The sequence below is a fragment of the Amycolatopsis sp. NPDC047767 genome, assembly GCF_040704195.1.
Classification (GTDB): domain Bacteria; phylum Actinomycetota; class Actinomycetes; order Mycobacteriales; family Pseudonocardiaceae; genus Amycolatopsis.
In genome coordinates, this window is the sequence record NZ_JBEYSJ010000010.1 from 1 (window position 1) to 22,348 (window position 22,348).

Sequence of the window (22,348 nt, forward strand, 5' to 3'; positions counted from 1 at the left end):
GACGACCTCGACATCTCCCGCGGCGACCTCATCGCCGTGGCCGATCGCGCGCCCCGCGTCACCGACGAGCTCACCGCGACGCTGTGCTGGCTCTCCGCGAAACCCCTCGCACCCGCCGCGCGCGTCCTCGTCAAACACGGCGCCCGCACGACCCCCGCGGTCGTCACGGAGATCACCGCGCGGTTCGACGAACAGTCCCTGCTGACCGTCGACGCCCCGGCCACCCTGGAGCTCAACGACATCGGCCACGCGTCCCTCCGCCTCGCCGAGCCGCTCGCCGTCGACCCCTACGCCGTCAGCCCTCGCACCGGTTCCTTCCTCGTCATCGACCCCCGCGACGGCGACACCCTCGCCGCGGGGGTGATCACCTGACGGCAGACCTCAGATAGGCCAACGCCATCTCGGCCGACTCGCTCGCCCACGCGCCCCACGTCAAGTCGTCAGGCCAGAACCGTCCGGACGCAGCCCGGTGGACACACGAGCCGATGATCGTCCGCGCGGCCATCCGGAGGGCCAGCGCACCATCCGGCCGGCGGATCTCGGCGAGGCACGGTTCCGCGCCGTCGACGAACGTCCGCTGGATCGCAGCCATCGCCCGGAGCCCGCGGTCGCGGCCCTCGGTGCGCTGGGCGTCGAGCAACTCGGGGAAGACCCGGCCGTGGCGGGTGAACGTCTGCGCCAGCGCCTCGGTGAACGCGGCGACGGCCCCGCGAAGCCCGGGTGCGGCATCTACGGCCGACCCGCGGCAGCACGCGCGTCGTCGGGCGGATCGCGCCGGTGTTCGACCTCGGGGTGGGCCTGGATCCCGAGGTCTCCGGCCGCGAGAACATCCTGATCCGCGGCCTCTTCCTCGGCATGAGCCGCCGGCAGATGGAGCGCCGGCTCGACGACATCGCGGAGTTCACCGAGCTCGGCGACTACCTCCACCTGCCGCTGCGCACCTACTCCGCCGGCATGCGCGTCGGCTCGCGCTCGGCGTGGTGACCACCATCGACCCCGAGATCCTCATCCTCGACGAGGGCCTCGGTGCCATCGACGCGGCGTTCCTGGAAAAAGCCCGCGGCCGCCTCGTCGACCTCGCCCGCCGGTCCGGCGCCCTGGTGTTCGCGTCCCACGCCGACGACCTGCTGCGCGAGCTGTGCACCACCGCCCTCTGGCTGGACGAGGGCCGCATCCGCGCGCACGGCTCGCTCGACGAAGTTCTCGCCGAATACAAGACACGCGGCGCGTGAGTCAGCAGGCCTCGAGGACGAAGAACAGGAAACAGAGGAACGCGTGCCGGTCCCCGAATTCCTCGGGGAACCGCTCGCGCGCGCCGGGCGCCGGGTACGGCTCGCTGATCACGGCCGTGCGGAAGCCGGCGGCGGTGAAGGCGTCGGTCATGGCATGCAGGGGCCGGTGCCAGTACGTGAGCGTGGCCTTCTTCCCGGCGAAGTCGTACTCCTCCGACCACTCGGTGAGCCCGAAGTAGCTCGACTCGGGGCGGAGCAGCTTGAAGATGATCGGGTGGTTGACGGCCAGGATCAGGCGGCCGCCGGGTTTCAGGACGCGCCGCAGCTCGGCCAGGGGAGCGGACCAGTCCTTGAGGTAGTGCAGCACCAGCGACGCGACGGCGTCGTCGAACTCCGCGTCGGGATACGGCAGGGGCCGGCTCAGGTCGCCGACCCGCAGGTCCGCTGAGGCGCCGAGCCGCTGTCGCGCGAGTTCGACCATCTTGGCGCTGGCGTCGAAGCCCCTCACCTCGGCGCCGCGTTCGCGCAGCGCGGCGGAGACGGGGCCGGCCCCGCAGCCCGCGTCGAGGATCCGCCGGCCGGCCACGTCCCCGGCCAGGTCCAGGATCGCGGGCCGCGCGTAGTAGGCGTTGATGAGGTTGGTCTCGTTCTCGGCCGTGTAAGCCTCGGCGAAACCGTCGTAGTCGTTGGTGACGTGCGCAGGCATGCGCCCATCCAACCCAGCTCGTGATCGTCACCCAACCGGCCTAACGCGGCGGGCCGGCCAGGCTCCCGCCGATGACGTCGGCCAGTCCCTGCAGCTGAGCGGTCAGTTCGCGCCGCTCCCGTGGCGAATACCGCGACAGCGCCTCGAACTGCCGGGCGCGCAGCTCGGTGCGCAGGGCCAAGAGGCGGTTCGCGCCGTCGGCGGTGAGGCGGATGAGGACCTTCCGCTCGTCGTCCGGGGCTCGGTGGCGGGTGATCAGGCCCTTCGCCTCGAGTTGCTGGAGCATGCGGGTCGCGGTAGGGACGCTGACCTCGGCGCCCGCGGCGAGGCGGCTGACGGGCAGCCCGGCGGTGTTGGCGGCCTCGGCCAGGGGCTCGAGCAGGGCGAGCTGGGCCATCGACAGGCCGCCGGCGGCGCGGTCGCCGATGGCCGTGCGGGAGCGGCGCATGGCGTAGAACAGCCGGTCGGCGGCCTGGGCCAGGGCCTCCACGTCGTCGATCACACGCTTGTCCTTCGGCGTCATGGTTGTTAGCTTACTAAATAAATATACTTAGCAAGCTAACAGAGGTGACAGCCATGACCGCCCGCATCGACGTCCACCAGCACGTCGTCCCGCCGCTCTGGGCCGAGGCGCTCGCCGAACGCGGTCTCGACTCCGGCGGCTGGGCGATCCCCGGCTGGAGCGCCGGCGACGCCGTCGCGATGATGGACCGCCAGGGCATCGCCACGGGCATCCTGTCCGTCACGGCGCCCGGCACGCACTTCGGTGACGACGCCGAGGCGCGCACGCTGTCGCGCGCGGTGAACGAGTACTGCGCCGAGCTCGTCAAGGACCGGCCGGACCGCTTCGGTCACTTCGCCGGCGTCCCGCTGCCCGACGTCGACGGGGCCGTCGCGGAGGCCGTCCACGCCCTGGACACGCTGCGCGCCGACGGCGTCATCCTGATGTCCAATGTGGAGGGTCGCTACCTCGGCGACCCCGATTTCGCGCCACTGTGGGAAGAACTGGACCGGCGGAGCGCCGTCGTCTTCGTCCACCCGGCACAGCCGCCGATGCCGCTGCTGGCCGGCACACCGGCGCCGTTGGCGGACTACGTCTTCGACACCACGCGAGCCGCGCTCGACCTGGTGCTCACGGGCACGCTCGGGCGCTTCCCGGACGTCCGCGTGATCCTCTCGCACGGCGGCGGGTTCCTGCCGTACGCGGCCTACCGGTTCTCCGGGCTGACGTCGACCGTCGTGGACACCACACGCGACGCCGACGACGTGATCCGCGAGCTCAAGCGCTTCTACTTCGACACGGCCCTCTCGGCCAGCCCGAGCGCGCTGCCCGCGCTGCTGGAGTTCGCCGAACCGGGGCACGTCCTCTACGGCAGCGACTGGCCGTTCGCGCCGGAACAGGCCGGCGCGTACTACAACCGGTACCTGGAGCAGTACCCGCGCTTCGCGGAGGGCGAGGGCGCCGCGATCGACCGCGGCAACGCGGAGGTTCTCTTCCCGCGCCTGGCCGGCTGATCCGGCGGGACGACGGAGGCGGTCCGCCGGTCAGGTCAGCCCGCGGCGGTGAGGGTGGTCACCTCGAGCCACTTGCGACGGTCGAGCAGGAGGTCGATGTCGGCCCACACGGCCTGCTCGACCTCGCGCCGGCTTGCCGGCGGAGTGCGCTCGATTTCCTGGTACAGCAAGGTGATGTGCTGGTCGACCGCGGACAGGTCCGGGCAGAGGTACGACGTGCCGGTGTGCCCGGTCACCGTGGTGAGGTCCTCGGGTTCGGAGCGCCCGGCGGACCGCTCAGTGAATTTCATGAAACCCAGCGTCGCAGCGGCGCCGCCCGTGCACATTGCCGCCAGCGGCCGTTGCGGGCCCGGTGCTGCCGGGAATACGTCGATACCGGCCAGCCGGTAACGTCCGTACCGGCTGGCCGGTATCGGGTGGGTACGGCTGCCCGCCACCGGCACCGGTGTCGCGCAGGCGCCGGAGTCATTTCGCGGGCGGCGTCATTTCGCGGCCGCGGCGGCCGATCGCCGGCCGGTGCGCCGCGTGGCCACCGCGCGGGCCGGTTTCCCGGTCGACCACTTCAGCTCCACTTCCAGCTCCACCTCACGGCCGTCGATCTCGATCTCCACCTCGATTTGCACCTCGTCGGGCACGTTGACCTTCACGGTGCTGGCGCCGAGCGCGAGCTCCACCTTGCCCCCGGCCGCCAGCGCGGCGGCGAGCGCGGCGAGCCGCTCGGCGGCGTCCTCGCGCGAAAGCTTCTCCTCGCGCTTGACCTCGACGTCGGACATGGCTGGCTCCTTCGCTCGCTGGCGTTGCCGCGAACAGCACCAGCCGCCCGTCGCTCGCGCATCACCTGCCACGCATGAAGGCGCACCGCGGTCGTCCTCTCACGCTCAGTGGCGAAAAAGCGTCGTGAGGTACGTCTCGCTCCGTTGATTAGTGCACTAATTATCAGCGTACTATCCATCCGGGCGGTCAGGCGTGCGTAAAGGAGTGGTGATGGACGAGTGCATTCCGGAGCCGAGCCGCGAGGTGGCCGGGCCGCCCGGCGTCGGCCCGCGGCCGTTCGCCTTGGCGCTGGTGGTGAAGGGGGCGCTGGTCTTCGTGTTGACGGTCGCGTTCACCGTCCTGCCGCGATGACCGGCCGCGAAGCCCAGCAGGCCTACACGATGTGGTCGGTCTTCGCGGCCGGCCCGGCGGCATCGGGGCGCGACCAGGCAGCAGTCGCGCAGGAGGTGGAGCAGGCGCTCGCCGGCGGCGCCACCGTCCGCGGGGTTTACCTGCTCACCGGGATGCGCGCGGACGCCGACTGGATGATCTGGTGGCACGCCGCGTCACCCGAGGCTCTCCAGGAGGCCTATCTCGCGCTGCGCCGGACCACGTGGGGCGCCGTGTCCCGGCCGGTGTGGAGCTCGGCCGGGCTGCACCGCGACGCGGAGTTCAACCCCGGCCACCTGCCGGCCTACCTGGAGTGGAAGGCGCCGGCGCGGTTCGCCTGTGTGTACCCGTTCGTGCGCTCGTACGAGTGGTACCTGCTGCCCGCGGCGGAACGGCGCCGGATGCTCGCCGACCACGGCGCCGCGGCGCACGACTACCCCGACGTCCTGTCGAACACCCTCGCCGCCTTCGGTCTCGGTGACTACGAGTGGATCCTCGCGCTGGAGGCGGATCGCCTCGACCGGATCGTCGATCTGATGCGCGAGTTCCGCGCGACCGAGGCGCGCATGCACGTCCGGCTCGACACGCCGTTCTTCACCGGGCAGCGCGTGTCGATCCACGATCTGGTCAGGAGCCTGTCTTGAGCACTGATTCACCCGCGCGCGTGACCCCGGTTCCCGTGGCGGTCCGCGCTCATCCGCGCCGGGACGCGCCCCGCGGTTCGCTGGTCGTCCGGCTGCTGCGCACGACGGACCACAAGCAGCTCGGCATCATGTACCTCGTCACGTCGATGGCGTTTTTCCTCATCGGCGGCGCGATGGCGATGCTGATGCGCTCCGAGCTCGCGCGGCCGGGGCTGCAGTTCCTGTCGCAGGAGCAGTACAACCAGCTGTTCACCATGCACGGCACGGTGATGTTGCTGCTGTACGCGACGCCGGTCGTGTTCGGGTTCGCGAACTTCGTGCTGCCGCTGCAGATCGGTTCACCCGACGTCGCGTTCCCGCGGCTGAATGCGTTCTCCTACTGGCTTTTCCTCTTCGGGAGCCTGATCGTCCTTTCCGGATTCCTGACCCCCGGTGGCGCGGCCGACTTCGGCTGGTTCGCGTACACGCCGCTGTCGGACGCGATCCACTCGCCGGGCGTCGGTGCCGATCTGTGGATCTCCGGGCTGGTGGTGGGCGGCCTGGGCACGATCCTCGGCGCGGTCAACATGGTCACCACGGTGATCTGCCTGCGCGCGCCCGGGATGACGATGTTCCGGATGCCGATCTTCACCTGGAACATCCTCATCACGAGCATCCTGATCCTCGTCGCGTTCCCCATCCTCACCTCCGCGTTGCTGGGGCTGCTGGCCGACCGGCACCTGGGCGCGCATGTCTTCGACCCGGCCAACGGCGGGGTGATCCTCTGGCAGCACCTGTTCTGGTTCTTCGGTCATCCCGAGGTGTACATCGTCGCGCTGCCGTTCTTCGGGATCGTGTCGGAGATCTTCCCGGTGTTCAGCCGGAAACCGATTTTCGGCTACCGTGGCCTGGTCTTCGCGACCATCGCCATCTCGGCGCTCTCGGCCGCGGTGTGGGCGCACCACATGTACGCCACGGGTGCGGTGCTGCTGCCGTTCTTCTCGTTCATGACGTTCCTGATCGCCGTGCCCACGGGCGTGAAGTTCTTCAACTGGATCGGCACGATGTGGAAGGGCCAGCTTTCGTTCGAGACGCCGATGATCTTCTCGATGGGCTTCATCGTCACGTTCCTCTTCGGCGGCCTCACCGGCGTGATGCTGGCGGCGCCGCCGATCGACTTCCACGTGTCCGACACGTATTTCGTGGTGGCGCACTTCCACTACGTGCTCTACGGCACGATCGTGTTCGCGACTTTCGCCGGGATCTACTTCTGGTTCCCCAAGTTCACCGGCCGGATGATGGACGAGAAGCTCGGCAAGTGGCACTTCTGGACCACGTTCATCGGCTTCCACGGCACGTTCCTGGTGCAGCACTGGCTCGGCGCCGAAGGCATGCCCCGCCGCTACGCCGACTACCTGTCCACGGACGGCTTCACCGTGCTCAACACCGTTTCGACGATCAGCGCGTATATCCTCGGCGCCTCGATGCTGCCGTTCCTGTGGAACGTGTTCAAGAGCTACCGCTACGGCGAGATCGTCACGGTCGACGACCCGTGGGGCTACGGCAACTCCCTCGAATGGGCCACCTCGTGCCCGCCGCCGCGGCACAACTTCACCGAGCTGCCGCGGATCCGGTCCGAGCGTCCGGCTTTCGAGCTCCACTACCCGCACATGATCGAGCGGATCCGCGCCGAAGGTCACATCACGCTGACCGGCCACCAGAAGGAGGTCTGACCCGGGGTTTCTGCCGACTGTCGGCGAATCCCGTTACGATGTCGATCGTGGAATCCCGGAGTCCCGGAGTTTCGACCGCATCACCCCGCCCGCCCTCGCTCGTCGACGAGCGCCATCGGCGGATCAAGGAACCGATCCTCGCCGACGCCGGCGACGCGGCCGAATGGGCCGCCCTGCGCATCGCGGACGAGGGCCTCGCCGGCCTCCCGCGCCTCCGCACCGGCCGAGGCGCTGCAGGCGTGGGAGGACCACGTCACCCACTCACTGCCGAGCACTGGTAGGCAAGGACGGTGAACCGCGACGAACTTGTGCGGGCCTTGGCCGAAGAAGGCGTCGCGCAGAATTCCTACTCGATCAACGATGGTTACGCGGACGAGCAGTACGTCATGGAACGGCGGGGGTCGAGGTGGTGTGTGTCTTATGCCGAACGGGGAAAGCGGATAGGCGAGCAGTGCTTCGAAAGTGAGGAAGAGGCGTACTTACGCCTCTTCGAAATGGTGGTCGGCGATGCCACTACGCGCGGATAGTCCGACCCTCCGCACGCCGCGTTCCGTGCACGACAGCGAGGAGCCCTTCGCCGGGATCCGAGCGGACGTGCTGCACCGCGAACAGCCGGTCCGCTCGGTGACCGGGCCCCCGCCACTGTGGACTGACCCGCCGGTCACACCGTGACGTCGACCGCCGCGAACAGGGTTCGCACGCAGATGTCGCGGAGTTCCTCGTGGGTGACCTTCGGCTGGTCGAGCCAGTCGAGGATCAGGGTGGACACGAAGGCGAGCCAGCCGCGTACCGCGAGCCGGGTCGCGTCGGTGATCGGGCGGAGCAGGGCGATCGCGGTCAGGATGCGTTCGGTGTTGGCGGCCATGCCGGCTTCGCGGATTTCCCGGATCTCGCGGTCGGCGTCGCCGGCGGAGCGGTGGACGATGCGGTAGCCGTCGGGGTGGGTGCGGGCGAACTCCAGGTACACGTCGAGCCCGGCGCTGAGCTGGTCGGTCACCGGCAGGGCCGGGTCGGGTTCACTCATGGCCAGCAGCTGGTCGCGCTGGCGGCGGACGATCTCGGCGAAGAAGTCCTTTTTCGTGGGGAAGTAGTGGTACAGCAGGCCGCGCGAGACGTGGGCGATCTCGGCGACCTCCTCGATCCAGACGTCGTCGTACGGCCGGTTCGCGAACAGCCCGGCGCCGATGCCCAGGAGCTGCTCGCGCCGCTGCTGCGTGCTCAGCCGTGTCCGCATCACGCGAGCTTACTTGACATGGGTTCAGTAGCGGGGGATCGTGACGTTATTGGATCTGGGTTCAATAGGGGAGCGAACGTGGACACCACCGGGATTCCGCACCGGCCGGGCCGGCTGCCGGTGATCGGCGACCTGCTCGGGTCGAACCCGCGCACGCCGCTGCAGGACACCCTGCGCGTCGGGCAGCAGGTCGGGCCCGTCTTCACGCGCAAGATCTTCGGGTTCGAGATCGTCTTCGCCGGCGGCGTCGACGTGGTCACGCAGCTCAACGACGAGACCAAGTTCGGCAAGCACGTCGGCCTCGGCATCGAGAACCTGCGCGCGGTGGCGGGCGACGGGCTGTTCACCGCCCACACGCACGAACCGAACTGGCGGCTGGCCCACGACATCCTGCAGCCGGCGTTCTCGGCCGACGCGATGCGCCGCTACCACCCGGTGATGCTGGAGGTCGCGCACGAGCTCACGGACGCGTGGGACCGCGCGAGCGGCCCGGTCGACGTCGCCGCCGACATGACCCGCCTGACCCTCGAGACGATCGGGCGCGCCGGCTTCGGCTACCGGTTCGGCTCGTTCGAGCGCGCCGAGCCGCACCCCTTCGTCACGGCGATGCTCCGTGCGCTGCGGTTCGCGCAGCTGCAGAACGTGAAGCTCCCGTTCGTGCGGCGCGCGTTCGCCGGGTCGCCCGCCCAGAACAAGGCGGACATCGCGACGATGAACAACCTCGTCGACGAGGTCATCGAGGCCCGCCGCCGCGAAGGGGGCGAGAGCCGCGACCTGCTCGGCCTGATGCTCACCGAGGGCCACCCGATGACGGGCGAGCGCCTCGACCCGGTGAACATCCGCAACCAGGCCATCACGTTCGTCGTCGCGGGCCACGAGACGACGTCCGGCGCGCTGTCGTTCGCGCTGTACTACCTCACCCGCAACCCCGAGGTCCTCGCCAAGGCGCGTGCCGAGGTCGACGCGGTGTGGGGCGATCGCGACCCGGGGTTCGGCGACGTCGCGAAGCTGCGTTACGTGCGCCGCGTGCTCGACGAGGCCATGCGGCTCTGGCCGACCGCGCCCGGCTACTCGCGCGAGGCCCGCGAAGACGTGCTGCTCGGCGGGAAGTACCGGATGCGCAAGGGCGACTGGGTGATCGTGCCGCTGCCGCTGGTCCACCGCGACCCGGCGGTGTGGGGGCCGGACCCCGAGAAGTTCGACCCGGACCGCTTCGAGCCCGCGGCGGTGAAGAAACGCCCGGCGCAGGCGTACAAGCCGTTCGGCACGGGGGAACGCGCGTGCATCGGTCGGCAGTTTGCGCTGCACGAAGCGGTGCTGGCGCTCGGCATGGTGGTGCAGCGCTACGAATTCGAGGCCGATCCGGCCTATGAGCTGAAGATCGCGGAGTCCCTCACGCTCAAGCCGAGCGGCTTCACGGTGCACCCGCGGGCCCGGGCGCGCGCGGCGGTCCGGACGAGCTAGCCGACCAGGTCGGGGAAGTTCTCCGTGTAGCCGAGCAGCAGCAGGCGCTGCTCCGGCAGCAGCCCGGCGAGCTCGTCCCACGCGGCCACGCCGGGCGCGCCGTAAAGGTGCGTCAGGTCGGCGACGACCGCGGTCGCCTCCTCGGGCGAGGGCGCGACCGCGCGGTCGAACCCGAGCAGCGAGGCCCCGATCCCGAAGTGGCGGTAGCCGTGCGCCGCCATCAGCCCGAAGATCGCGTGGTTCTGGAACACGCTCCAGTCGGAGGTGAAGTAGCCGTTCGGGATTCCCGCGATGGCCAGGTCGTCGCGCGCCACGGGCACCCGCTGCACGAGCACGACGTCGTCCAGGAACCCGTCCGGCGCCCGGTTCACCGCCACCAGCGCCGCGACGTCGACCTCACCGCCCATGCGCTGCCCCGGCAGCTCCTCCCACGCAACCCGCGACGCCTCGAGGGCCGCGGCGACGTGCGCCGCCCGCGCGTCGTCCACCTTTCGCCGCACGGCCGGGTCCTCGTCTTCGCCGTCGTCGAACCAGAGCCGTTCGTCCTCTGTCGCGTGCAGGCTCGTGTACAGGCACTGGTCGACGTCGTCGAGCGTGCACAGCACCCGCGCGGTCGCGTCTTCACCGCGTAACTGGCCGAGCACGTCGAGCACCTCGGCGAACCCGCCGACCTCGTCCAGGCGCGCCACGGTGTTCGTGTCCACCCGCCCTCGCCGGACCTCCTGGGCCGCGTCGTAGCGCGTCACTCGCATGCCGGCATCCTGCCACCCGCGAACGCGTGTCCCGGCGGCGCCACCGGCATTGCGGCCGACACTGCGAAACCGGCGAAATCCACCGCCGAACGGGCGCATTGTTCTCCACAATTTCACAGGGGCGATTGAATGTAGCCGAATCGACGGCGACCTGCGACGATCGATGCCTGGGGAACTGACCGGCTGCCGGTCTACCCGAGCACTGACCTTTTCGGCCCTCTCGGAAAGGAATGCCGGTACCATGTCGATCCTGATCTTCGTCGCCGGTGCGGCGTTGCTGATCTACAGCGCGGAAAAGCTGATCACCTACCTCGTCGGCGCCGCGGCCGGCCTGCACATCTCGTTGTTCTTGCTCGCGATCGTCTTCACCGGGATCGAATTCGACGACGTCGCGCTCGGCGTGGCGCTGAACGTCGAAGATCTGGGTGACGTCGCGCTCGGCACCGTATTCGGCACGGCCATCTCGATGATCGGAATCGTGCTCGCCCTCGCCGCGATCATTTCGCCGACGAAGGTGAACATTCCGCGCCCGTACCTCGCGCTGTTCGCCGTCGCGCCGCTGGTGCTGATTCCCTTCCTGGTCTTCGCGCCCCTCACGCCGATCTACGGCGTGGTGCTCGTGCTGCTGTTCGTGCTCTTCATCGGCTACGTGGCCACCCGGGAGCTCAAGCGGAGCACGCCGGTCTTCCGCAACGCCGAGATCCTCGAGAAGCTGGAAGTCGGGGCGGGCTCCGGCGGAAGCGCCGACGCGACCTCGGCCCCGCGCGACCCCGCCGACGTGCCCACCGACAAGCCCCCGTTCGTCGTGACGGTGCCGTTCACCAAAGAACGCCCGCTCCCGGGCTGGGCCGCGATCACGCTGGCCGTGGTCGCGCTGGCGGGCTTGGTCGCCGGCGCCGCCATCACCAGTTACGGCACCAAGGGCATCCTGGAGGACTACCACATCCAGGGTGCCCTCTTCGGCGCGACGATCGCGACCCTCGTGCTCACGCTCGAAGACATCTTCCTGACCGTCGAACCCACCCGCAAAGGCGCGCCCGAACTCGGGGTCGGCAACGTCATCGGCAGCGTCGTCTTCGGCGTCACCGCGAAGCTCGGCATCGTCCTGCTCGCCGGCGGCAGCATCGTCGTCGACGGCAATGTGCTGTCCTGGCACCTCCCGGTCCTCGTCGGGATGACCGCGCTCGCGGCGTACTTCCTCTCCACCCGACAGCTCAAGCGCTGGCACGGGTTCGTGCTGCTCGCGCTCTACATCGCCTACTGGGCCGTCAGCTTCGCCGTGTTCGGCGGCGCACCGGTCGAAGCGGATTGAGCGTCACACGCGCGAACGGCCGGCGCGGTGCGGACGGGGGACCACCGGAAGGTCGGTCCGCGCATCGGCGTTCGCGGTCTCGACCACCCGGGCCACGAGGTCGTGGTCGGGTGACAGGTGGCACACCGGGTCGGTCCGGGCCGCGTCGCCCGTGAGCTGGAACGCCTGGCAGCGGCAACCACCGAAGTCGATCTCCCGCCGATCGCAGCTGCGGCAGGGATCCGGCATCCAGTCCGTGCCCCGGAACGCGGTCATCACCGGGGCCTCGGCCCAGATCCGCCCCAGCGGATCCTCCCGGATGTTCGCCCGCGGCAACGGCAGGGACTGGGCAGCCGGGCACGGCAGGACGTCGCCGTTCGGCGTCACGGTCAGCTGCCGCGACGCCCAGCCGCCCATGCAGGGCTTCGGGTAGCGGCTGTAGTAGTCGGGCAGGACGTAGAGCACGTCCATGCGGTCCCGCAGCCGCTCGCGGGCGGCCCGCACGACGACCTCGGCCGCGTCGAGCTGTTCGCGGCTCGGCAGCAGCGCGGCCCGGTTGCGCAACGCCCAGCCGTAGTACTGGGTGTTGGCCAGCTCGACCCGGTCGGCGCCCACCTGCTCGGCCAGCGCGAGCACGTCGGCGATCCGGTCGATATTTTGCCGGTGCAGCACCACGTTCACGGTGAGCGGCCACCCCAGCTCCTTGACCACGCCCATGGCCTCGATCTTGCGGCGGAAGGACGGGGTCCCGGCGATGCGGTCGGACACGACGGGTTCGTCGGCCTGGACGCTGATCTGCACGTGGTCCAGACCGGCGGCCCGCAGCTGCTCCGCTCTCGGCCGCGAGAGCCCGAGGGCGCTCGTCACGAGGTTGGTGTAGAGGCCGAGCTCGTGGGCCCGCGCCACGATCTCCACCAGATCGCGGCGCAGCAACGGTTCCCCGCCGGACAGGTGGCACTGCAGCACTCCCAGCTCGGCGGCCTCGGCCAGCACGCGCAGCCACTCGTCCGTCGCCAGTTCGTCGGTGTAGTCGGCGAGGTTCAGCGGGTTCGAGCAGTACGCGCAGGCCAGCGGGCAGCGGTAGGTGAGCTCGGCCAGCAGGCCGAAGGGGTTATCCATCGGACGGCTCCACACAGCGCCGGGCGACGAGCCGGGTCAGGAACCGCCGCACCTCGTCGGCGGGGACGCTCTCGTACCGCTCACCCAGCTCGGCCACGATCTCGGCCACCGTGCGCCGCCCGTCGCACAGCTGGAGGATGGCCGCGCCGGTGCGGTTGAGCACCACCACGGTCTCGGGGAGCTGCAGGACGTGCTGCTGCCGGGCCGGGTTGAACGCCAGCCGGACGTGGCGCGCCAGTCGTGGCCGGTCCGATGTGGACATTTCGGTGCGGGTGGTCGAGTCCATGGCGTTCACTCCGGGTGGCTTCGGTCGATCGCGTCCATCAGGCTCCACAGGACGTCGCACTTGAACGACAGCGCGTCGACGGCGCGGGCCTGGGACTCGGCGGACCGGCAGTGCGCGGTGACCACTTCGAGAGCGTGCTCGCAGTCGCGCGGAGCCTGCTCCAGGCGGGCGCGGAAGTAGGCGAGGCCCCCGGGCGCGATCCACGGGTACCACCGCTCGAACGCGGCGAGCCGCTCGGCCATCAGGTCGGGGGCGAACAGCTCGGTGAGCGACGACGCGACCGCCTCCACCCAGGGGCGGGTGCGGGTGAAGGTGACGTAGGCGTCGACCGCGAACCGCACCCCCGGGACCAGGTGCCGGTGGTCCAGGACTTCTTCGCGGGTGAGCCCGGCGGCCTCGCCGAGGCGCAGCCACGCCTCGATGCCGCCTTCCCCGGCGTGGCGGCCGTCGTGGTCGAGGATCCGGCGGATCCAGCGGCGGCGGACTTCGAGATCGGGGCAGTTGGAGAGGATCGCCGCGTCTTTGCGGGGGATGTTCTCCTGGTAGTAGAACCGGTTGGCCACCCAGCCCCGGATCTGCGCGCGGCTCAGCCGGCCGGCGTTCATCCGGACGTGGAACGGGTGCTGGTCGTGGTAGCGGCGGGAGTGGGCGCGCAGCGTCTCGACGAACTCGTCGGTCGTCGCGGCTGTTGTCCCGGTTGTGTTCCCGGTTGTCGTTGTCATGCCCTACACCTCGACCTCGAGTCCGTCCACGGCCACCTCCATGCCGGCGGCCGCCACCAGGCGCCGCTCGGCCGTGTCTTCCAGCAGTACGGGGTTGGTGTTGTTCAGGTGCACGAAGATCACCCGCCCGATGTCCAGCGACGGGAGCTGCGCCAGCGTGCCGTCCGGGCCGTCGATCGGCAGGTGGCCCATCTCGCGTGACGTCTTGCCGGCCAGGCCGAGCCGCACCAGTTCGTCGTCCCGCCAGCAGGTCCCGTCGATCAGCAGGCACGCGCAGCCGGCGATCTCCGCCCGCAGCGCCGGGGTCAGCGCCTGCACCCCGGGCAGGTAGACCAGACCGCCGCCGCGTTCGTCGGTCAGCCGGTAGCCCACCACACGGCCGTGGTCCGCCGCGGGGCCGAAGCGATCCCGTTTGGTGGTGGGCACGTCGAACGCGCGGCAGGACAGCCCGTCGGCCAGCGGCATGTCCGCGCCGGGGACCACCGCGCGCCACTCGACCGGGCAGTAGAGCTCCAGTGTGCGGAGCAGCCCCGAGCCGTCGCGCAACGTCTTGTGCACCGCCGGCGTCGCGTACAGCCGCAGACCACGGGCCTCGCGCAGCAACAGCAAGCCCAGCGTGTGGTCCAGCTCGGCGTCGGTGAGCAGTACCGCCTTCAGTGGCGAAACCCGGTCCTCGTCCGGCCACAGCCCGGGGAACGCCTCGATCTGGCCGCGGACGTCGGGTGAGGCGTTGATCAGGAACCAGGACCGGCGGTCGGCGCTCACCGCGACCGAGGACTGGGTACGCGGGGGCGCGGCCCCCGACCGGACGGCGGCGCAGACCGGGCAGCCGCAGTTCCACTGCGGGGAACCGCCTCCCGCAGCCGAGCCCAGCACCCGCAGCCACATCCCGGCACTCCGTCCGTGGTCGTCCGAACGAGCGGAGGGCGCCGGGCCGAAGCCCGGCGCCGCCCGTGTCCTCTAGTCGTCCAGCTGAGCGATGTACATGGTCACCTCGGGTGCGACTCCGATCTCGTCGAACTCGGGCGTCTCCCACACATCGAGTCGAGACTCCATGGACTCACCTCCTCTGCCCGTATCGGGGCGGGTTCTCCCGTGTCTCATGCGGATTCCGGAAGGGCGAAGACGAACAGGGCGCTTCCGTGTCCCGCACCCAACATGCCGGGGAGGAACCCCTCGGCCCATCCGCCCCAGCCGACGGGCACGGCGATGTACTGCCGTCCGTCCACCGAGTACGTCGTCGGGCTGCTGTGGTGGCCGCTTCCGCACTGGAACTGCCAGAGCAGCTCCCCGGAGCGCGCGTCGAGCGCGTTGAGCTCGCCGGTGGCTTCGCCGGCGAACACCAGGTCGCCGCCGGTGGCCAGCGTCGAGGCGCACATCGGCAGTTCGTTGCGCCAGCGCCACTTCTCCTCGCCGTTGCCGTCGAACGCGCTGATCGACCCGGTCATGTCGTCGGCGTCCACCTGAACCCCGGCGCCCCAATAGGGGATGCTCTCCTTGAACTCCCGGCGGCGCCGGGTGGCCGTGGCCCCGGTGTCCTGCACCGGCACGTAGAAGAGCTCGGTCTTCGGGCTGTAGGACGCGTGGGTCCACTCCTTGGCACCGGCCGGACCCGGGTAGAAGTGGACCGGTTCGCCCTCCTTCTCCGGGTACAGCTTGGCCGTCACCCGGCCGTCCCGGGTGACCGCGCCCCACGTGATGCGGTCCACGAACGGGGTGACCTGGATCAGGTCGCCGTTCGTGCGGTCGAGGACGTAGAAGTAGCCGTTCTTGTCGAAGTGCCCGAGGAGCTTGCGGCCGTCCTTCTCGAACAGGATGTTCTCGGCGATGCTGTCGTAATCCCACAGATCGTGCGGCGTGCACTGGTGGTGCCAGCGGATCTGCCCGCTGTCGACGTCGACGGCGACGATGCTGTCGGTGTAGAGGTTGTCGCCTTCCCGGACCTCACCGTCGAAGTCGGGTGCCGGGTTGCCGGTGCCCACGTAGAGCAGGTTCGTCTCCGGGTCGAACGTGCTGGTGACCCAGCAGTTCGCGCCGCCGCGCGCCCAGGCCTCACCGTCGGCGGGCCAGGTCTCGGAGCCGGGTTCGCCGGGCTTCGGCACCATGTAGCAGCGCCACTGGTGCTCGCCGGATTCGAGGTCGAACGCGTCCAGGTGACCGCGCACGCCGAACTCGCCGCCGGAACTGCCCACGATGACCATGTTCTTCACGATCAGCGGCGCGACGGTGGCGCTCTCGCCGGCCCGTACGTCGCCGTAGGTCTGGGCCCACACCATTTTCCCGTTGATCGCGTCGAGCGCGAGGAGGCGGGCGTTGGGCGTGACGAAGAAGACCTTGCCCTGTGCCACCGCGCAGCCGCGGTTGACGTTCCCGCAGCACAGCGACACGTCGAACGGCACAGCGTGCTTGTACCGCCAGATCTCCACTCCCGTTTTCGCGTCCAGGGCCCAGATCCAGCCGTCCCAGCCGGTCACGAACATGATCCCGTCGACCACGATCGGGGCGGCCTCGAACGAGTAGGTCGACGCGCCGGCGATCAGGCCGGTCGTGCCGGCCTGGAACACCCAGGCGGGGGCGAGTCGCTTGACGGTCTCCGTGTTGATCTGGTCCAGCGGGCTGTAGCGCTGCCCGTCGTAGGCACCGTAGTAGGTCAGCCAGTTGTGCGGTTCGTTGCGGGCGTTGAGAATGCGCTCGTAGTTCACGCCGGCCGTGACGGGCGGAGCGTTGTCACCGCCCGGGATCTTGTAGCTCAGGTTTCCCTGGTCGATGGCCTCTCCGGCGTCGACGTAGTCTTCCGAGGTCGTCATGTCCTCTTCCTCCCTACGGCTGCGGCTGGTCGGGTCGGTCCAGGCGCGCCTCCGGTGGCGCGTCGCCCAGGACGACGATGGCGCCGGTCAGCCCGCGGCCCTCGTCGTTGCCGGTGGGCGAGCTGTACCAGTAGTAGCCCGGGCCGTCGAGGTTGAGCGTCGCCCGGCCGCGCGAATGGTTCACCAGCCAGATGAATTTTCGGTCGCCGTTGCTGGGCAGGAGCGCGCAGTGGGTGTTCTTGTCGTCGTTGACGAGCTCCAGGTCGATATCCCCGCCGTGGGGCATCACGAGAATGGAGGGATCCCACATCAGCTCGTCCTCGTTGATGCGAATGGTGGCCTTCATTCGGCCATCCGCTCCTTCGCTGGCCCGTGCGATCTTCCCGGTCCCCAGCACGCGACCCAGCGTTGCGTGGTTCTGCACGTCCAGCCCGAGCTCTTTGAGCAAGTCGGTCCGCTCCGGCGCTGTCGTCATCGGCCTTCACCTTCCTCATCCCGATCTTCATGCCGATTTCGTATCGGTCGCATCGAAGGTGCTCGGGCGCGGCGACGCGCATTTCCGCACGGAAATTTTTCAGATTTCGATCACTTTTCCCCGCGTCATCCGACGTCCGATCCGAAATCGGTCCTCGACAGGCACGCTACGCCGGAGAAAACACGCGGACAAGCGAGCGGGGTGGCCGGCTCGGCGCGCGCCGTTCACCCCGAATCGACGACCGTTCACCCGCGATTCGGCTCCGTTGAGCCAGGTCTGGGTCTCCGGAATTTCGTCCTGGGTCCCGCCCGTGGCTGCCGGTGAAAAATTCGCCCTGCCGAATGTGCGGCCCGGTCACGGCCGGAGGTCGTACCGGTCGAGGTTCATGACTTTGTCCCATGCCGCAACGAAGTCACGCACGAAGTGCGCCTCCGCGTCATCGCTCGCGTAGACCTCCGCGAGTGCCCGCAGCTCGGAGTTCGAACCGAAAACGAGGTCGACGCGACCGGCTGTCCACTTGAGCTCGCCGGTGGTCCGGTCGCGGCCCTCGAAGGTTTCCGCGAGCGAACCCGATCGCGGCCGCCACTCCACCCCGGGGTCGAGGAGGTTCACGAAGAAATCGTTGGTCAGCGACCCGGGGCGGGAGGTGAAGACGCCCAGCGGCGACTGCCGATGGTTCGCCCCGAGGACTCGCAGACCGCCCACGAGAACCGTCATCTCCCGCACGTTCAGGCTGAGCAGGTTCGCGCGGTCGACGAGCCGGTGTTCCGGCGGAACCCGGCCGCCTTTCGCCGTGTGGTTGCGGAATCCGTCGGCGGCCGGTTCGAGTGCGGCGAAAGACTCGACGTCGGTCCACTCCTGCGTCGCGTCCATGCGGCCCGGGGTGAAGGGGACTTCGACGTCGTGGGCCGCGTTCGCGGCGGCCCGCTCGACGGCGGCGGCCCCGCCGAGCACGATGAGGTCGGCGAGCGAGATCTTCTTGTCGCCGTTCTGCCGGCCGGCAAAAGACTTCTGGATCTCCTCCAGGGCGCTCAGCACCCGCGCCAGCCGGTCGGGCTCGTTGACCGGCCAGCTCCGCTGCGGTTCGAGCCGCAGGCGCGCCCCGTTCGCACCACCCCGCTTGTCGCTGACGCGGAACGTCGAGGCCGACGCCCACGCCGTGGAAACGAGGTCGGAGATCGACAGCCCGCAGTCGAGGATCTCGCGCTTGAGCGCGGCGATGTCCGTCGCGGAGACGAGTTCGTGGTCCACCGCGGGGATCGGGTCCTGCCAGAGCAGGGTTTCGTGCGGGACCAGCGGTCCGAGGTAGCGCTGCACCGGGCCGAGGTCGACGTGCGTCAGCTTGAACCACGCCCGGGCGAACGCGTCCGCGAGCAGATCGGGGTTTTCCCGGAAACGCCGGGCGATCGGTTCGTAGACCGGGTCCGTGCGCAGCGCCAGATCCGTCGTCAGGATGGTCGGGGCGTGCGTTTTCGCCGGGTCGTGGGCATCGGGCACGGTTCCGGCGCCGCCGCCGTCTCGTGGGATCCACTGCCACAGCCCGGCGGGGCTCAGCTCCAGGTCCCACTCGTAGCCGAACAGGGTCTCGAAGAAGCTGTTGTCCCACCTCGTCGGAGTGGGGGTCCACGTGCCCTCGAGCCCGCTGGAGATGGTGTCCGCGCCCTTGCCGGTGCCGTACCCGCTCCGCCAGCCGAGGCCCTGCTCCTCCAGTGCGGCGCCTTCGGGTTCGGGGCCGAGGTGGGTGTCGGGCTCGGCGGCACCGTGGGTCTTGCCGAACGTGTGCCCGCCGGCGATGAGCGCGACGGTCTCCTCGTCGTTCATCGCCATGCGCCGGAACGTCTCGCGGATCTCGTGCGCCGCGGTGAGCGGGTCCGGGACGGTGTGCGGTCCCTCGGGGTTGACGTAGATCAAACCCATCTGCGCGGCGGCGAGCGGGCTCTCCAGGTCCCGGACGCCGCCGTGCCGCTCGTCGCCCAGCCAGACGTGCTCGGGACCCCAGTAGACGTCGTCGTCGGACTCCCAGACGTCCGCCCGCCCGCCGGCGAAGCCGAAGGTGGTGAAGCCCATCGTCTCCAGGGCGCGGTTGCCGGCGAAGACCATCAGGTCGGCCCAGGAGATCTTGCGCCCGTACTTCTTCTTCACCGGCCAGAGCAGCCGGCGCGCCTTGTCGAGGTTGCGGTTGTCCGGCCAGCTGTTCTGCGGGGCGAAGCGCTGCATGCCCGTCGCGGCGCCGCCGCGGCCGTCGTCGATGCGGTAGGTCCCGGCGCAGTGCCAGACCATGCGGATCACGAGCGGGCCGTAGTGGCCGAAGTCGGCGGGCCACCACGCCTGCGAGGTCGTGAGCACCTCGTCGATGTCGTTCGCCAGGGCGTCGAGGTCGAGGGTCCGGAACTCGGCGGCGTAGTCGAAGTCCCGTCCCAGGGGGTCGGCCGCGGCGGGGTTCTTCCGGAGGACGTTCAGATCGAGTCGGTTCGGCCACCAGTCGCGGTTGCCCGCGGGCGCGGCAGGGCGGCCGCTTCGCGCGGCCGCGCCGGGGAGACCGAGGCCGCCCGCGCTGCGGTCGGCCGGCTCGCCGGCAACGGCTTCGGGACTGTCGGACACCGGTGGATCCTTCCGGGTGGTGCGGGTGGTGCTCAGAGGTCCAGCGCGCGGCGCACGGCCGGAGCGTTGCGACGGGAGACCGGCACCATCTCGTTCGCGCGGTCGTCCATGACGAGCCGCAGCTCGCCCTTGTGGCCGCGCTCGATCTCGCGGATGCGGCTGAGGTTGACCACGTACCGGCGGTGTACCCGCAGGAAGCCGGCCTCGGCCAGTTCGGTGTCGAGCTTGTCCAGGCTCGGCGAAGCGGCTCGCAACCGGCCCTGCGCGGTGGACAGCCACACGTCGTTGCCCTCCGATTCGGCGAAGGAGACTTCCGGCAGGTGCAGCAGCACCATCCGGCTGTCCCGCATCCCGACCACCCGGCGCGGCCGCACGCGCGGGCGCGTGCCCGCGTCCGCCGGGGGCAGCGGCACTCCGTCGGAGACCCCGAACGAAACCAGGTGCCCGATCAGCCGAGCGGAGGAGAACACGGGCCGGATGCTGATCGCGGCCGGCTCGTCGGAGAGGTGGGTGAAGATCTGCGTCGAGCCGACCCAGTCCGGGTTGTGTGCCGCCTGCTTGGTGGCGTGCCGGGCGGCGGCGATCAGTTCCGGGAGCCCGGGGTTCCAGCGCAGCGTGGAGTCGATCGCCGGGGTCGAGGCCGGGACGCCCATGAGCACGCTCGCCGTGTCGTCCGCGATCACGGCCTTGCCCGCGGTGTCGACCGCGGCGAGCGGCGTGCCGGAGCGGGCGCTGGCCTGGGTGTAGGCCGCGACCAGCTCGGCGCCGCTGTCGCGGGCGCGCCGCTTCAGCGCGCTCTGGGTCTGGGCGATCGCGTTCGCCAGCCACCCGCCGGCGCTCGGAGGGAGCTGGCTGCGCCAGCACGAGAGGTTCAGGCCCCCGATCGGCTCGCCGGTCACCACGTCGCGCACCGCGATGCCCGCGCCGACCCAGTTGTGGAACGCCTGGCACCAGTGCTCCGCGCCGCTGATCAGCACCGGGCCGTGCGCCTCCAGCGCCGTGCCCATGCCGTTCGTGCCCGCCGCGCATTCGGACCAGCAGAACCAGGGCGCGAGGTTGAGGTCGGCGGCTCGGGCGAGCGTGCCGGGGTCGCCCCAGTCGCCGAGAATCCGCCCGGCCGCGTCGGTGACACTGACGACGCCGGGCATGCTCCCCATCTCGTGGGCCACGGAGGCGGCACGGAAACCCAGCTCGGCGAAGACGGCATCGTGTTCGGGGTTGTGCCCGCGTTCGGCGACGGCGACCGGGGCCTCGGTCAGGTGCGGATCGACGCGGTACCGCTCCCGGCACCGGTGCCAGGAGATCGCCACCACCGGCCGGACGCCGGGGACCTGGTCCTCGCCCTGCACGAACCGCTCCCACGCCGCGAACACGGCGCCGCCGGCGGGACCCGCCGCCTTCGGATCGAACCGATGCGCATCGTTCATCGTGCGGAACCACCTCCGGTCCATCACCGACGTCCGACGGCAAGCGCTCGGCCCGTACCGGTTCCCGTTCGTCCGGGCCCTGGTCTTGCCGGCAGCGGATCGGCCACTGCCCCGCGCGTCCGTGGCGTCGTCACTCGTTCCAGGTTGTGTCACCGACCGGTACCGCCAGTCTAGGGACGGTTGCCGGGCCGCGCACGTCCCGTGACCGGGGGCGGGAAGGGGAATGTGGTTGCGGTGCGGCGAAAAATCCTTTCGACTGTCCGGTGGAGTTCGTGACGAGTTCGCGGGTGGGCCGGAATTCCTGGATGGTGCACATCCTGGATTTGACGGATCTAGGTTTTGCTGGTCGAAGTCACTGCTTCCGCGGGGAACCGGTCCACCGGGCCGGTGGGGAAGTGGACCAGGCGCCGGCACCGGCGGCGGGCTGGAAGAGCGAGGAGCCGCACGTCGACGCCGAGCTGGTGTTCCGGGAGCTGGGACCGGCCGACGATCCGCGGGTGACCGACGACCTGCTGCTGCCGCCGCCCGCGTTGTCCGACGAACTGTTCGAGGAACTGGTGACCGAAGGACATGTGCAGGGGCTGCGCTACCTGATCGCCTCCACGCCGTCCGGACGGCCGCCGGTCGGGTACCGCACACTCGTGGCCAGCCGGGGCCGCGTCCTGTTCGTCGACGACCTGGTCACCGACGAGGCCACGCGGTCGCGGGGCGCCGGCCGGACCGGTGCAGTCGGAAAGCCGGTGTCCACGGCGGACACAACGGGTTCCGCGGGCGTCCGGGCGGCCCCCGGGATCACATTCGTGCAACGCCGCGAATAGAGCGGGTCCGGTGGGTTGGAGTATTTCGTCCCCCGTTTCTTCCTTGCGCAGACTCGCCGGTGACGGACAGTAAAGATCAAATTCGCGTTGGTGAATGATCAAACCGGCGTCGCCGCTTGAAAAACAAATCCGGAATCAATGTAACGGCCCGGTCGGGAAACGCTTCCCGGCCGCGTCGGTCGTGATCTTGCACCCGACGCGACGGATCCGGCACGGTCTGCAAACCCCCTGGTGGATCAAAAAGATTGTCCGCGGGTCCGCTCGCCCGGCCCGGATGCCGCCGAAATTATCCACTACCTCGGAAGACGTTGTCGGGAGAACTCCGGACCGGGCGACGTAATGTGCTCGTAAGGACTGTTTCGGGGTCGACGGCACGCGGGTGGGGATTACAGTGGGTGGC

24 protein-coding genes and 3 pseudogenes are annotated in these 22,348 nt (G+C 69.9%); 10 read left to right on the forward strand and 17 right to left on the reverse strand.

Translation table 11 applies throughout. The annotated features are described in order from the left end of the window. Positions 1-372 (forward strand): annotated as a pseudogene (locus AB0878_RS19570) (sulfate adenylyltransferase); the annotation flags it as partial. Here the strand turns inward: AB0878_RS19570 and AB0878_RS19575 are convergent. Further along, positions 365-592, reverse strand: a complete 228-nt coding sequence (locus AB0878_RS19575; RefSeq protein WP_366581651.1) for a hypothetical protein — start codon at positions 590-592, stop codon at positions 365-367. The pseudogene AB0878_RS19570 and the gene AB0878_RS19575 overlap by 8 nt on opposite strands. 143 nt (positions 593-735) lie before the next feature. Here AB0878_RS19575 and AB0878_RS19580 point away from each other — a divergent pair. Further along, a pseudogene (locus AB0878_RS19580) lies at positions 736-1,232 on the forward strand (ATP-binding cassette domain-containing protein); the annotation flags it as partial. Between the two features lies 1 nt (position 1,233). On the opposite strand, the gene AB0878_RS19585 reads toward AB0878_RS19580, so the two are convergent. Beyond that, positions 1,234-1,938, reverse strand: a complete 705-nt coding sequence (locus AB0878_RS19585; protein WP_366581652.1) for a class I SAM-dependent methyltransferase — start codon at positions 1,936-1,938, stop codon at positions 1,234-1,236. Positions 1,939-1,978: 40 nt separating this feature from the next. Next, positions 1,979-2,461 carry a MarR family transcriptional regulator gene (locus tag AB0878_RS19590; RefSeq protein ID WP_366581653.1) on the reverse strand — a complete coding sequence of 161 codons (483 nt, stop codon included), beginning with the start codon at positions 2,459-2,461 and terminating at the stop codon, positions 1,979-1,981. Between the two features lie 53 nt (positions 2,462-2,514). On the opposite strand from AB0878_RS19590, the gene AB0878_RS19595 reads away from it, so the two are divergent. Then, a complete protein-coding gene (locus AB0878_RS19595; RefSeq protein ID WP_366581654.1) occupies positions 2,515-3,453 on the forward strand; it encodes an amidohydrolase family protein in 939 nt (312 codons plus the stop codon). 35 nt (positions 3,454-3,488) lie between these two features. On the opposite strand, the gene AB0878_RS19600 is transcribed toward AB0878_RS19595, so the two are convergent. Next, entirely contained in the window at positions 3,489-3,743 is a 255-nt protein-coding gene (locus AB0878_RS19600; RefSeq protein WP_366581655.1) for a hypothetical protein, read from the reverse strand. Between the two features lie 192 nt (positions 3,744-3,935). Beyond that, on the reverse strand, positions 3,936-4,226 hold the full coding sequence (locus AB0878_RS19605; RefSeq protein WP_366581656.1) for an amphi-Trp domain-containing protein: 291 nt from the start codon (positions 4,224-4,226) through the stop codon (positions 3,936-3,938). A 211-nt stretch (positions 4,227-4,437) separates the two neighbouring features. Here AB0878_RS19605 and AB0878_RS19610 point away from each other — a divergent pair, with 211 nt between their 5' ends. The 3 genes from AB0878_RS19610 to ctaD are packed head-to-tail and all read left to right on the forward strand — an operon-like array spanning position 4,438 to position 6,952. Beyond that, positions 4,438-4,578 carry a hypothetical protein gene (locus AB0878_RS19610; protein WP_366581657.1) on the forward strand — a complete coding sequence of 47 codons (141 nt, stop codon included), beginning with the start codon at positions 4,438-4,440 and terminating at the stop codon, positions 4,576-4,578. After that, the gene (gene hemQ, locus AB0878_RS19615) at positions 4,575-5,240 is read left to right on the forward strand and encodes a hydrogen peroxide-dependent heme synthase (protein WP_366581658.1); all 666 of its coding nucleotides are present in this window, start codon (positions 4,575-4,577) and stop codon (positions 5,238-5,240) included. Before AB0878_RS19610 ends, hemQ begins: the two co-directional genes overlap by 4 nt. Positions 5,241-5,260: 20 nt before the next feature. Next, complete coding sequence (gene ctaD / locus AB0878_RS19620) at positions 5,261-6,952, forward strand: cytochrome c oxidase subunit I (protein ID WP_366581919.1); 1,692 nt, start codon at positions 5,261-5,263, stop codon at positions 6,950-6,952. 80 nt (positions 6,953-7,032) lie between these two features. Here ctaD and AB0878_RS19625 read toward each other — a convergent pair whose 3' ends face one another. Continuing rightward, on the reverse strand, positions 7,033-7,209 hold the full coding sequence (locus AB0878_RS19625) for a hypothetical protein (RefSeq protein WP_366581659.1): 177 nt from the start codon (positions 7,207-7,209) through the stop codon (positions 7,033-7,035). 33 nt (positions 7,210-7,242) lie between these two features. Between AB0878_RS19625 and AB0878_RS19630 the strand changes: the two genes are divergently transcribed. Next, on the forward strand, positions 7,243-7,479 hold the full coding sequence (locus tag AB0878_RS19630; protein ID WP_366581660.1) for a hypothetical protein: 237 nt from the start codon (positions 7,243-7,245) through the stop codon (positions 7,477-7,479). 134 nt (positions 7,480-7,613) lie between these two features. On the opposite strand, the gene AB0878_RS19635 is transcribed toward AB0878_RS19630, so the two are convergent. Next, entirely contained in the window at positions 7,614-8,186 is a 573-nt protein-coding gene (locus AB0878_RS19635; protein ID WP_366581661.1) for a TetR/AcrR family transcriptional regulator, read from the reverse strand. 78 nt (positions 8,187-8,264) lie between these two features. Here AB0878_RS19635 and AB0878_RS19640 point away from each other — a divergent pair, with 78 nt between their 5' ends. Then, positions 8,265-9,650 carry a cytochrome P450 gene (locus AB0878_RS19640; RefSeq protein WP_366581662.1) on the forward strand — a complete coding sequence of 462 codons (1,386 nt, stop codon included), beginning with the start codon at positions 8,265-8,267 and terminating at the stop codon, positions 9,648-9,650. Here AB0878_RS19640 and AB0878_RS19645 read toward each other — a convergent pair. Next, a complete protein-coding gene (locus tag AB0878_RS19645; RefSeq protein WP_366581663.1) occupies positions 9,647-10,402 on the reverse strand; it encodes a hypothetical protein in 756 nt (251 codons plus the stop codon). The two genes, AB0878_RS19640 and AB0878_RS19645, sit on opposite strands and share 4 nt — an antisense overlap. A gap of 241 nt (positions 10,403-10,643) precedes the next feature. On the opposite strand from AB0878_RS19645, the gene AB0878_RS19650 reads away from it, so the two are divergent. After that, positions 10,644-11,714 carry a sodium:proton exchanger gene (locus AB0878_RS19650; protein WP_366581664.1) on the forward strand — a complete coding sequence of 357 codons (1,071 nt, stop codon included), beginning with the start codon at positions 10,644-10,646 and terminating at the stop codon, positions 11,712-11,714. A gap of 3 nt (positions 11,715-11,717) precedes the next feature. Here AB0878_RS19650 and pqqE read toward each other — a convergent pair whose 3' ends face one another. From pqqE to AB0878_RS19695, 9 genes and pseudogenes are all read right to left on the reverse strand, one after another. After that, positions 11,718-12,812 carry a pyrroloquinoline quinone biosynthesis protein PqqE gene (pqqE, locus tag AB0878_RS19655; protein WP_366581665.1) on the reverse strand — a complete coding sequence of 365 codons (1,095 nt, stop codon included), beginning with the start codon at positions 12,810-12,812 and terminating at the stop codon, positions 11,718-11,720. Beyond that, positions 12,805-13,098, reverse strand: a complete 294-nt coding sequence (gene pqqD, locus AB0878_RS19660; RefSeq protein ID WP_366581666.1) for a pyrroloquinoline quinone biosynthesis peptide chaperone PqqD — start codon at positions 13,096-13,098, stop codon at positions 12,805-12,807. Before pqqD ends, pqqE begins: the two co-directional genes overlap by 8 nt. Before the next feature lie 5 nt (positions 13,099-13,103). Next, positions 13,104-13,820, reverse strand: coding sequence for a pyrroloquinoline-quinone synthase PqqC (gene pqqC / locus AB0878_RS19665; RefSeq protein ID WP_366581667.1), 717 nt, complete (start codon positions 13,818-13,820; stop codon positions 13,104-13,106). A gap of 3 nt (positions 13,821-13,823) precedes the next feature. Next, the gene (gene pqqB / locus AB0878_RS19670) at positions 13,824-14,708 is read right to left on the reverse strand and encodes a pyrroloquinoline quinone biosynthesis protein PqqB (RefSeq protein ID WP_366581668.1); all 885 of its coding nucleotides are present in this window, start codon (positions 14,706-14,708) and stop codon (positions 13,824-13,826) included. A gap of 72 nt (positions 14,709-14,780) precedes the next feature. After that, positions 14,781-14,876 (reverse strand): pyrroloquinoline quinone precursor peptide PqqA, encoded by a 96-nt coding sequence (pqqA, locus tag AB0878_RS19675; RefSeq protein WP_220239625.1) that lies wholly within the window; start codon positions 14,874-14,876, stop codon positions 14,781-14,783. A gap of 44 nt (positions 14,877-14,920) precedes the next feature. Continuing rightward, on the reverse strand, positions 14,921-16,627 hold the full coding sequence (locus AB0878_RS19680; RefSeq protein ID WP_366581669.1) for a PQQ-dependent dehydrogenase, methanol/ethanol family: 1,707 nt from the start codon (positions 16,625-16,627) through the stop codon (positions 14,921-14,923). Positions 16,628-16,640: 13 nt separating this feature from the next. Beyond that, positions 16,641-17,102: an MSMEG_3727 family PQQ-associated protein gene (locus tag AB0878_RS19685; RefSeq protein ID WP_366581670.1), complete on the reverse strand. Its 462-nt coding sequence runs from the start codon at positions 17,100-17,102 to the stop codon at positions 16,641-16,643. 354 nt (positions 17,103-17,456) lie between these two features. Continuing rightward, positions 17,457-19,586 (reverse strand): annotated as a pseudogene (katG, locus tag AB0878_RS19690) (catalase/peroxidase HPI); the annotation flags it as partial. Between the two features lie 149 nt (positions 19,587-19,735). Next, positions 19,736-21,130, reverse strand: coding sequence for a LytTR family transcriptional regulator DNA-binding domain-containing protein (locus tag AB0878_RS19695; RefSeq protein WP_366581671.1), 1,395 nt, complete (start codon positions 21,128-21,130; stop codon positions 19,736-19,738). Positions 21,131-21,525: 395 nt separating this feature from the next. On the opposite strand from AB0878_RS19695, the gene AB0878_RS19700 reads away from it, so the two are divergent. Next, entirely contained in the window at positions 21,526-21,948 is a 423-nt protein-coding gene (locus tag AB0878_RS19700) for a hypothetical protein (RefSeq protein WP_366581672.1), read from the forward strand. The last annotated feature ends 400 nt before the right edge of the window (positions 21,949-22,348 follow it).